We start from the raw sequence: 10089 nt of genomic DNA, 5'->3' as shown, positions 1-10089 counted from the left end.
CAAAGCGCAATTGGCACTTAGCATTGAAACAATCAAAAACCCAAATAATGCTGAATTTTTAGTCATGCAAGCCATGATTCATACCGCTTGGATAGTGGCTGATCCTATGACAAACGGAATGAAATTATCAGGTCCAGTAATGGAATTATATGCAAAAGCACAAGCTATTGCACCCGAAAATCCTAGAGTTGTTTTTTGCAAAGCAGAATTTGAAATAAATGGTGCGAAATATTTTGGTGGAGATACAAAACCAATGTGTGCGCAAATTGAAAAAGCTGTCGGACTTTTTGCTACTTTTAAACCAGAAAGTCAATTTCACCCAAAATGGGGATTGGACAGAGCTACAGAAGCACTGAAAGCTTGTAAATAGTAAAGGAAAAGACTAAAAGATAATAATGAAAATGGAAAATCAAAGAATAAAAACATTTACAGAAGTTAAAAAAGGAGCTTTTGCCTGCCTAAAAATTGCTGTGATATTTACCTTAATTTTTACAGTAATAATCAATCAAGATTTTAATCTAAAAAATATTGGATTTTCATTTCTAATAAGTTCATTGTATTCTTTTGGTCTTGGTTTTGGTAATGGTTTGATAAATAATTCATTAGATAGAAAATGGGATTGGTTAGAACAAACAAATCTTAGAGTGTATTTTGGGATTATAACCACTGTTTTGTACACCATTCCTGTAGTTTTGGGTATAAATTATTTCACTTTTGTGATTTTAAATAAATTGCCGTCGAGTGATTTTTTTAATTCAGATATGGTTTTAATACATCTTTCCTATATTATTTTGTCACTTGGAGTTTCGGTTTTTATGCACGCAAGAAGTTTTATGATCAATTGGAAAAATGTGAGCAAAAAAGAAGTTACCGAACAAAAAATTATTGCAGGAACAGCAAATGCTAAGTTCGAAAGTTTAAAAAATCAAATCGATCCACATTTTTTGTTTAATAGCCTCAATGTTTTAAGTTCTTTGATAGAAGAAAATCCTGATAATGCACAACGATTTACTACTTCATTGTCAAAAATTTATCGCTATGTTCTCGAACAAAAAGACAAAGATTTAGTTTCGGTCGAAGAAGAATTATCGTTTGCTAAAACGTATATGAATTTGTTAAAAATGCGCTTCGAAAATAGTTTAACATACGAATTACCAACAGAAAATATCAATCCAGAAGCAAAAGTAGTTCCACTTTCATTACAACTTTTATTAGAAAACACGGTAAAACACAACGTTGTATCGGAACAAAAACCATTGCATATTAAGATTTTTATTGATGGCGATTATTTAGTTATTCAAAATAATTTTCAGAAGAAGGAAGTTTTGCAGGATAGGCATGGTGTTGGTTTGCAAAACATCATCAATCGGTACGGAATCATTTCTAACAGAAAAGTACTAATAGAACAAAACGAAAATACATTTAGTGTCAAAATACCAGTTTTAACGAAACAAATCGCCTTTATGGAAACAAAAAATATAATAAACGAGAATATGGCTTATGTTAGAGCTAAAGAAAGAGTTGGAAAGATTAAAGGATTTTACGGAAACCTGATTTCCTATTGTACAGTAATTCCAATTTTAATTATTATAAATTTAAATACTAGTTCTGGTTTTCAGTGGTTTTGGTTCCCAATGTTTGGTTGGGGAATGGGAGTTACATTTCACGCAATTGAAACTTTTGGATATGGAAAAAATTGGGAAGAACGTAAAATACAAGAATTTTTGAATAAGGATAAAAACAAAAAATGGAGCTAATGGAAACAAATCAGAATAACATCGAAAAATACCTTGCAGCAAAAAAGCAAGTGCAAGAAATAAAGGGTTTTTACGGAAATCTCATTTCATATATTCTAGTAAATTTATTTTTGCTATTTATAAATCTAAAATATTCGCCAGAGCATATTTGGTTCTTTTGGCCCATGATAGGTTGGGGAATTGGAGTCGTTTTTCACGGAATGAAAGCTTTTAATTACATGCCATTTCTAGGAAAAGACTGGGAAGAACGAAAAATTGCTCAATATATGAAAGAAGAAGAAAGCAATAATAATTTATAAAAATAGATAGAAATGGAAACAAATGCAAACGAGGAAATACGCTATCAAGAAGCTTTGAAACGAGTTAAGAAACTAAAAGGATTTTACACTCATTTAACTGTTTATGTCGTAGTAAATATCATGATTGTCATTCTAAATATTCAAGATTTAGAACCTAGTGAAAGTTATTTTAGGAAGGAAAATTTCTTTACAGCATTTTTCTGGGGAATAGGATTATTAGCTCATGCACTTTCTACTTTTGTACCAACATGGTTTTTAGGGAATAATTGGGAAGAAAGAAAAATTAAAGAGCTAATAGAAAAAGAGAAGAACGAGAAATGGGAGTGATTCAATGTCAATTTCAAAAAATCAATTTCAAAAATCAATTCGGAATCAAAAGCTAAAAACCGAAACCAAAAAATGAAAACAATAATAATAGAAGACGAGAAACCAGCAGCAAGATTGTTTCAACGCAAACTCGAAAAATTGAATGTAAAAGTCGATGTGATGTTGCATTCTGTTGAAGAATCGATAGCTTGGTTTTCTGATAACGAACACCCAGATTTAATATTTCTCGACATTCAATTATCCGACGGATTATCTTTTGAAATTTTTGAAAAAGTAGCTATAAAATCGGCAATAATTTTTACAACCGCTTACGACGAATATGCGTTAAAGGCTTTCAAATTAAATTCGATTGATTATCTTCTCAAACCAATTGATGAAGACGAATTAGAAGTTGCTGTTGCAAAATTTAAAGCCAATTTACCCAAACTGGAAACTAACTTGCAATTGGATTTTGAACAGATAAAAAAGATGCTTCAAAACCCATTTGATAAAAATTATAAAACAAGATTTACTGTAAAAATAGGACAACAACTAAAAGTCATTTTGATGGACGAAATTGAATGTTTTTTTAGTGAAAATAAAGGTACTTATATTCACACTTTCGACAATAGAAATTATCTTATAGACTCGACTCTCGAAGTTTTAGAACAAGAATTAGATCCTAAAAATTTCTTTCGCATCAGTCGAAAATTTATTGTCCCTCTGAAGTCTATCAAAGAAATTTTATTGTATTCTAACTCACGATTGAAAATTATTTTACCAACCTATAAAGAAGAAGAAGTAATAGTTAGTCGGGAAAAAGTGCAAGAATTTAAAACTTGGATAGGATAAATTTATTAATGAAGTCTTTAATTAATTAAGGATTGTTAAAATACTGATTTGATAAGTTTTAAATACTAAGTATAGATTTTATTGATAACGATTTTAAACCTTAAAAAACACTTTTCTAATACCAATAATTGCAAATATTGGTAAAGTGTAGATTATGAAGAATGGAACAATATATTCTATCAAGTTCATTGGAAGCATTACGACAATTATTAGTAATTGAAAACCCAAACCGTAAATAGAAACTAAAGTCATAAACCAGTTAGGGAATGTTTTTACTCTGTAAGCATCGTTATCTAAAAAGTGAATTATCTTATCGAAAATACCATAAACTAGAGTATAAATTGTAAATAAAATATCAACTGTTTTTTGGTTTTCACCAGATAAAGCTCGAGGTGATTTATACTCAAAAACTTTACTAGTTGCATCTCCTCCAACCGATTTATTTCTCAAAATTACATAGTAATAATTGTATAAAGTACCTTGTAATTGAATGCAGAAAAATGCTAAAAGTGTAACCCAAAAAGTAGTTTTAGAGACATAACAAATAGTCATTAAAAATATAAAATTGAGAATAATATCAAACACACTATCTAAATATCTTCCAGAATAAGAAGGTGTGTTTTTAAGCCTTGCAAGTTCACCGTCTGCTGCATCGATTCCAGATTTTAAAAGGATAAAAAAGCCAGCAAAAAAATAATTTCTGTTCAACATACAACCAATAGCAATGAGACCAGAAAGCCCAAAAAGTAGTGTAACATGAATAGGAGTAAAACGTGTATTTTTAAGAGAATTGGCAAGAAATTTCCCAAAAGGTCTTCCGTAATCTGATAAATCTAAAAATTTATCTTTTGCAGCAAGTTTAGACATTAAAGCGTGAAAACAAATAGATGTGACAATATAGTCAAAAAGCAAAAGTAATCTTTTTAAAGACTATTTTTTGTATAAACAATAGTTTAGATTTTGTTAAATATTATTTACTAAATCGATGTAAAGTATAAGTCATTGTTGCTAATAATAAAAAAGCCATAGCTTGATGTGTTACACCCAGCCATAGGGGAACGCTATATAATAAAGTTAAAACACCAAGTGTAAATTGTATGAAAACAATTATCATTAATCCGTATAATCCATTTTTTTGTGCTTCAGAAAGTGAATATTTTTTACTTTTGAAGGTTAAAAATAATATTAATCCAACTACAAAATAGGCAATTGTTCTATGAACAAATTGTACGCCACTTTTACCTTCTGTAAATCTTGTAAACCAAGAATTTTTTTCTAGAATAATACTTTCGTGAAAAAATTGTCCATCACTCATCAATGGCCAATGGGTATGAATTACCCCAGCATTAAGACCAGCAACAAATCCACCATAAATAATTTGTAGAATTAGAACTACTAAAGTAATTCGTGCTAAATTTCGCAAGGGAATAATAACTTCTTTTCTATCAGGATAAATTAAATCTAGGGCAACCCATAATGTAAAAGCAAAAGTAATAAAAGCAAATGTTAAGTGTAATGAAAGACGAAAATGGCTTACGTCAGGTGCATCAATTAAACCACTTTTTACCATAAACCATCCTAAGAAACCTTGAAAAGCACCCATTCCTAGCAGAATTCCGGATTTTTTTAGAGTTTCGGCATCCAATCTTTTCTTTATTAAGAAAAAAACAAAAGGAATTATAAAAACTAATCCAATTATTCTACCAATAAATCGATGAAACCATTCCCAGAAATATATAAACTTGTAATCGGAAAGTGTAAAATCGTTATGAATATTAATTTTTTGGTATTCTGGAAATTGCTTATATTTTTCGAAGGTTTCCTCCCATTTAGTTTCAGTGAGTGGGGGGAAGGTATCAGTTACTAAATGCCAATCGGTCATTGATAGACCAGAATTTGTTAATCTCGTGATTCCGCCCACAACAACCATTACAAATACTAAAAAGCAACCCGAAAGTAGCCAGATTATTACAGATTTATTATTTTTCATTAATTATAAATTTTGAATACGTAAAGATAGACAGTTTAGATATTTTTCAGCTTGAAACAAATTATAATTAAATATTAATTATTTTAAAATTTATTAATTCAATACTTTTTTTAAACCTAATTTTTCAGCTATTTTCAAAACGAATTCATACGCTGCTTGATATTCATTCGGGATTTCACCTTCTAAAATTGCTTCTTTTACAGCTTCTTTCAAAACGCCAATTTCTCTTCCTGGCTTTATGTCAAAAATAGCCATAATTTGTTCTCCGGTAATAGGTGGTTGAAAGTTTCGGACAGAATCACGTTCTTCTACTTCAATGATTTTCTGACGTACAATTTCAAAGTTTTTGTGGTATTTTTTAAACTTATTTGGGTTTTTGGTTGTAATATCTGCTTCGCATAAAGTCATTAAATTTTCTACATCTTCACCAGCATCAAAAACCAAACGACGCACTGCCGAGTCGGTTACAATATCTTCCGACAAAACAATTGGCCGTGAACTCATCATGACCATTTTTTGCACAAATTTCATTTTGTGATTTAAAGGCATGTGTAAACGTTCGAATATTTTTTTTGCCATTTTACCACCCAAAAACTCATGTCCATGAAAAGTCCAACCTTGTTTTTTATTAAAACGCTTGGTTGGTGCTTTGCCAATATCGTGCAATAATGCAGACCAACGTAACCAAACATCTTTTGTATTTGGACAAATATTATCAACGACTTCTAAAGTATGATAAAAGTTATTCTTGTGTGTATGGCCTTCTATTTCTTCTACTTGATTTAAAGCAGTTAGTTCTGGTAGAATGATGTCTAATAATCCTGTTTTGAAAAGCAACAAAAATCCTATTGAAGGTTTGTCTGAAGAGAGAATTTTGTTTAATTCATCGACAATTCGTTCGCCTGAAATAATATTAATCCGATTTGCATTTTTAGTAATGGAGTTTAAAGAGTTTTCTTCAATCGTAAAACCCAATTGTGTTGCAAATCGAATTCCACGAAGCATTCGCAAAGGATCGTCAGAGTAAGTAATATCAGGATTTAAGGGTGTTTTTATGATTTTATTTTCTAAATCAATCAAACCATCAAAAGGATCTAATAATTCGCCATAATTTGTTACATTCAAAGAAATTGCCAAAGCATTTATTGTAAAATCACGACGATTTTGGTCATCTTCAAGCGTTCCGTTTTCTACAACTGGATTGCGACTTTCTAGATTATAAGATTCTTTTCTTGCTCCAACAAACTCAATTTCTGTATCTTCAAAACGAAGCATTGCTGTTCCGTAAGTTTTAAAAACCTGTACTTTTGGTTTGTTTGGTAATAATTCTGCAACTTTCAACGCCAACTCAATTCCTGAGCCAACTGCAACAATATCAATATCTTTTTTGAATTCTCGTTTTAAAATTAAATCACGAACAAAACCACCAATTACATAACTATCTACATTAAGTTCTTGGGAAGCTTTTGAAATGATTTCAAAAATTTTATTGTTTAGCGCTTCTTTATATGAACTGTTTTTTGTCATTCTAAATTTAATCTGCTGTAAAAAAACTATTTACGAATAACTTTTACTTGAGAATCACTCGACAGTTTTATAATTGTTGATGGTTTTCCTCCAATTTTTTCGCGATGCAAATTTACAACATAGTCTACACCTTTTATAATTTCTGGGCTAATATCTTTAAACGCTATTGGCGTAGGTTGACCAGAAATGTTTGCTGAAGTTGAAACTAGAGGTTTTTTCATTCGCTCTAATAATTTGAAACAAAAAGGTTCCTTTACGATTCTAATTCCGAGAGTTTTATCTTGAGCAATAAGATTTGGCGCTACATTTCTAGGATTATCAAGAATTATTGTGGTTGGTTTTTCGGAAATATCCATGATTTGCCAAGCTACTTCTGGAATATCTTTAAAAACATTGTACATCATTTTCTCACCATTCATTAGGCAAATCATACTTTTGGTTTCTTCTCGTTGTTTGAGTTTGTATATTTTGGCAACAGCATCAGGGTTTGTGGCATCGCAACCTATTCCCCAAACGGTATCGGTTGGATAAAGGATTATACCACCATCTTTAATGACTTCGTAGGCGTTGTGTATTTCGGTGTTGATGTCCATTTATGAATTTAATATTTTTTTCAAAAATAGATAGTCATTATATTGATAAGACTCTCTAAATTTTCTATATTTTTTTACTCGTTTTTTAATTAACCCAAAAAAATGTCTTTTAATTGAAATATCGTTAAGAGCATAATCTATTTGATCTGTATCAAGATTTTTTGTGGTAAAAATATGAATATGTTTGTTTTTACAATAATAATTTTTTCCAAATTTTTCAGCTATTAATTGCATAGCTTTTGGGGAATAAAAAGCAATATGTTGACCAGTCTCTTGGGAAATATACCACCAATTTTCTATTTCATCATTAGATTCTGGAATCAATTCGGTTGAGAAAATTGCGTTTTCAGAATATTTAAAAATCTCTTCAATTTCCTTTAGTGGATTTTGTAAATGTTCTAAAATTTCAAATCCTGTAACAAGATCAAAATGTGTATCATTTATGTCACTAATGTCAAAATGTTTGGCAAATAAATTTTCACAATAAATATCTTGTCTGAAGAAATCAAATCCTTTATCTCGCATTAATCTTACAAATATGCCATAACCTCCTGCAAAATCTAACATTCTTTTTGCCTCTCCAAAGCAACAGTCAATTATTTTTGAAATTTCAGTGGTTAAATAATTATTACGTATCAAAATTCCTATATCTAAAGATGTGATAGCAGTATTGTATGCCTCTTCAAACCAAAAAGGTTCATCAGTTTGAACAAATGAACAATTATCGCATTTGTAATAATTTACATTATATTTTAGAAGGACAATCTTTTTAAATATTATGTTTGAGTTGTGTTCACATATTTTACATTTCATATTATCATTGGTTAATCTGCAAAATTTTTATTTAAAGTATCTTCTATAGAATAATCATTTGTTAGACTAATCATGCCATATAGTTTCTCTGGTGAACCGGAGAGTTTATAAATTTCGTTACTTCTTACAAAATCTGGATTTATCTTAATTTCTAAATTATGTTTTGAAATTTTAGTACAGATATTTATAATTTCATTTAATGAATGTGTTTTACCGGAACATAAATTCACAATTTCTGAATAAAAATTACTTATTGCTAGTTTATAATAACATTCACAAATAAAATTTATCGAATTATATTCTCTATATACATTAATATTTCCAAGTTCTAATATGCTAGCCTTTTCTTTAAAAGCTTTAGTTATTTTAGGTATTACAAAATTTATATTTTGTTCTGGTGCTGTATAATTAAATGGTCTAGTAATGATTATTGGAAGTGTGTCAAAATACGTTTTTGCAGTAAATTCCATAGCCAATTTACTTATTCCGTAATGGTTTATAGGATTTGGGCTTAAATTTTCTGATAGAATTGTTTCTGATTGATTTCCATAAACGGTTGCACTACTAGCTAAAATTACTTTACGAATACTATTTTTAGCTTCGTTTTTAATGGCTTCCAACAAGTTTTGTGTTCCTAATACATTTACATCATACATTTCGGAAAGATTTTTATGTCCTACAAAAGATATTGCTGCTAAATGAATTACAATGTTAGGTTGGATTTCTTTTATGATTGCATTTAGCTTTTCTTTTTCTAGTAAATCACATATATATATATTGGGATTTTTACTTTCGTTATGATTTGCTAATCCAAAAACTTCAAAGTTTTTATCGGCAAAATATTTAGAAAGATAAATCCCAGTAAAACCATTTATTCCAGTAATAAAAACTTTAGAATGAGAATCCATTTGTGTTTCTTCTTATATCGGCTTCCACCATTATTGAGCAAAGTTTTTCTAAAGTAGTTTCTGGATGCCAGTTTAACAAATCATTTGCTTTTTTTGCATCACCAATCAATAATTCTACTTCTGAAGGTCTGAAAAATGCTGGGTTAATTTGAACTAATAATTCATTAGTTTTTTGGTTGTAACCTTTTTCGTCGACACCTTGACCTTTCCAGACTAGATCGACTCCAATTTGTTTGAAAGAAAGTTCTACAAAAGTTTTAACAGTAAATGTTTTATTGGTTGCTAAAACAAAAGTCTCTGCATCCTTGTATTGTAACATTTTATACATTCCTTCTACATATTCTTTGGCATAACCCCAATCTCTTTGTGCATCTAAATTTCCTAATTCTAATATAGATTGTTTTTTAAGAGATATTTTAGCAACGGTATCTGTAATTTTTCTTGTTACAAATTCTCTTCCTCTTAAGGGCGATTCGTGGTTGAATAAAATACCACTTACACCAAAAATATCATAACTTTCTCTATAGTTTATTGTTGCCCAATGTGCAAAAAGTTTAGAAAAACCATAAGGACTTCTTGGGTAAAAAGGAGTGTCTTCGGTTTGAGGTACTTGTTGTACTTTACCAAACATTTCAGATGTGCTGGCTTGATAAAACCTAATTTTAGGATTTATTATTCTAATAGCTTCTAACAAATGCAATGCACCAATTCCAGTTGTATGGGCTGTAGAAATTGGCTGATCAAAGGAAACACCTACAAAACTTTGAGCGGCTAAATTATAAATTTCGTCAGGTTGAACTTTATCTATTAATCGGATATTACTTGTTTGGTCATTTAAATCATATTCAAGTAAATGCAAATTTGGATTATTTTGAATCCCTAATTCTTCAATTCTCCAAAAATTCATAGAACTAGAACGTCTATAAGTCCCATAAACTTCATATCCTTTTCCTAAAAGTAACTCAGCTAAATATGCACCATCTTGACCTGTAATACCTGTTATGATTGCTTTTTTCATATATATGTTAAATTTTTATTAACGGC

At 29.8% G+C, this 10089-nt stretch carries 11 protein-coding genes and 1 pseudogene; 5 read left to right on the top strand and 7 right to left on the bottom strand.

What is annotated here, in order from left to right; translation table 11 throughout:
- From ACH2BP_RS11060 to ACH2BP_RS11040, 5 genes and pseudogenes are all read left to right on the top strand, one after another.
- Window positions 1–370, top strand: a pseudogene (locus ACH2BP_RS11060) (hypothetical protein); the annotation flags it as partial.
- 31 nt (window positions 371–401) lie between these two features.
- Window positions 402–1757, top strand: a complete 1356-nt coding sequence (locus ACH2BP_RS11055) for a 2TM domain-containing protein (RefSeq protein WP_395059861.1) — start codon at window positions 402–404, stop codon at window positions 1755–1757.
- The gene (locus ACH2BP_RS11050; protein WP_395059859.1) at window positions 1757–2056 is read left to right on the top strand and encodes a 2TM domain-containing protein; all 300 of its coding nucleotides are present in this window, start codon (window positions 1757–1759) and stop codon (window positions 2054–2056) included. The genes ACH2BP_RS11055 and ACH2BP_RS11050 overlap by 1 nt, the downstream gene beginning before the upstream one ends.
- 12 nt (window positions 2057–2068) lie before the next feature.
- Window positions 2069–2383, top strand: coding sequence for a 2TM domain-containing protein (locus ACH2BP_RS11045; RefSeq protein WP_395059857.1), 315 nt, complete (start codon window positions 2069–2071; stop codon window positions 2381–2383).
- Window positions 2384–2455: 72 nt separating this feature from the next.
- Window positions 2456–3214 carry a LytR/AlgR family response regulator transcription factor gene (locus tag ACH2BP_RS11040; RefSeq protein ID WP_395059855.1) on the top strand — a complete coding sequence of 253 codons (759 nt, stop codon included), beginning with the start codon at window positions 2456–2458 and terminating at the stop codon, window positions 3212–3214.
- A 93-nt stretch (window positions 3215–3307) separates the two neighbouring features.
- Here ACH2BP_RS11040 and ACH2BP_RS11035 read toward each other — a convergent pair whose 3' ends face one another.
- The 7 genes from ACH2BP_RS11035 to gmd all read right to left on the bottom strand — a co-directional run bounded on the left by ACH2BP_RS11035 (window position 3308) and on the right by gmd (window position 10063).
- Window positions 3308–4081: a CDP-alcohol phosphatidyltransferase family protein gene (locus tag ACH2BP_RS11035; protein WP_395059863.1), complete on the bottom strand. Its 774-nt coding sequence runs from the start codon at window positions 4079–4081 to the stop codon at window positions 3308–3310.
- Window positions 4082–4184: 103 nt separating this feature from the next.
- Window positions 4185–5204, bottom strand: a complete 1020-nt coding sequence (locus ACH2BP_RS11030) for a COX15/CtaA family protein (protein ID WP_395059853.1) — start codon at window positions 5202–5204, stop codon at window positions 4185–4187.
- Window positions 5205–5297: 93 nt separating this feature from the next.
- Window positions 5298–6731, bottom strand: a complete 1434-nt coding sequence (locus ACH2BP_RS11025; RefSeq protein WP_395059851.1) for a CCA tRNA nucleotidyltransferase — start codon at window positions 6729–6731, stop codon at window positions 5298–5300.
- 26 nt (window positions 6732–6757) lie between these two features.
- Window positions 6758–7324, bottom strand: coding sequence for an L-threonylcarbamoyladenylate synthase (locus tag ACH2BP_RS11020; protein WP_395059849.1), 567 nt, complete (start codon window positions 7322–7324; stop codon window positions 6758–6760).
- Window positions 7325–8137, bottom strand: a complete 813-nt coding sequence (locus ACH2BP_RS11015) for a class I SAM-dependent methyltransferase (protein ID WP_395059847.1) — start codon at window positions 8135–8137, stop codon at window positions 7325–7327.
- A gap of 11 nt (window positions 8138–8148) precedes the next feature.
- The gene (locus tag ACH2BP_RS11010; RefSeq protein ID WP_395059845.1) at window positions 8149–9045 is read right to left on the bottom strand and encodes a GDP-mannose 4,6-dehydratase; all 897 of its coding nucleotides are present in this window, start codon (window positions 9043–9045) and stop codon (window positions 8149–8151) included.
- Window positions 9029–10063, bottom strand: a complete 1035-nt coding sequence (gene gmd, locus ACH2BP_RS11005; protein ID WP_395059843.1) for a GDP-mannose 4,6-dehydratase — start codon at window positions 10061–10063, stop codon at window positions 9029–9031. Before gmd ends, ACH2BP_RS11010 begins: the two co-directional genes overlap by 17 nt.
- Window positions 10064–10089: the final 26 nt, after the last annotated feature.

It is taken from the genome of Flavobacterium sp. (assembly GCF_043756175.1).
Lineage (GTDB): Bacteria > Bacteroidota > Bacteroidia > Flavobacteriales > Flavobacteriaceae > Flavobacterium.
Note: the sequence above shows the minus strand (reverse complement) of the source record. Positions and strands in the feature narration are given on the sequence as shown.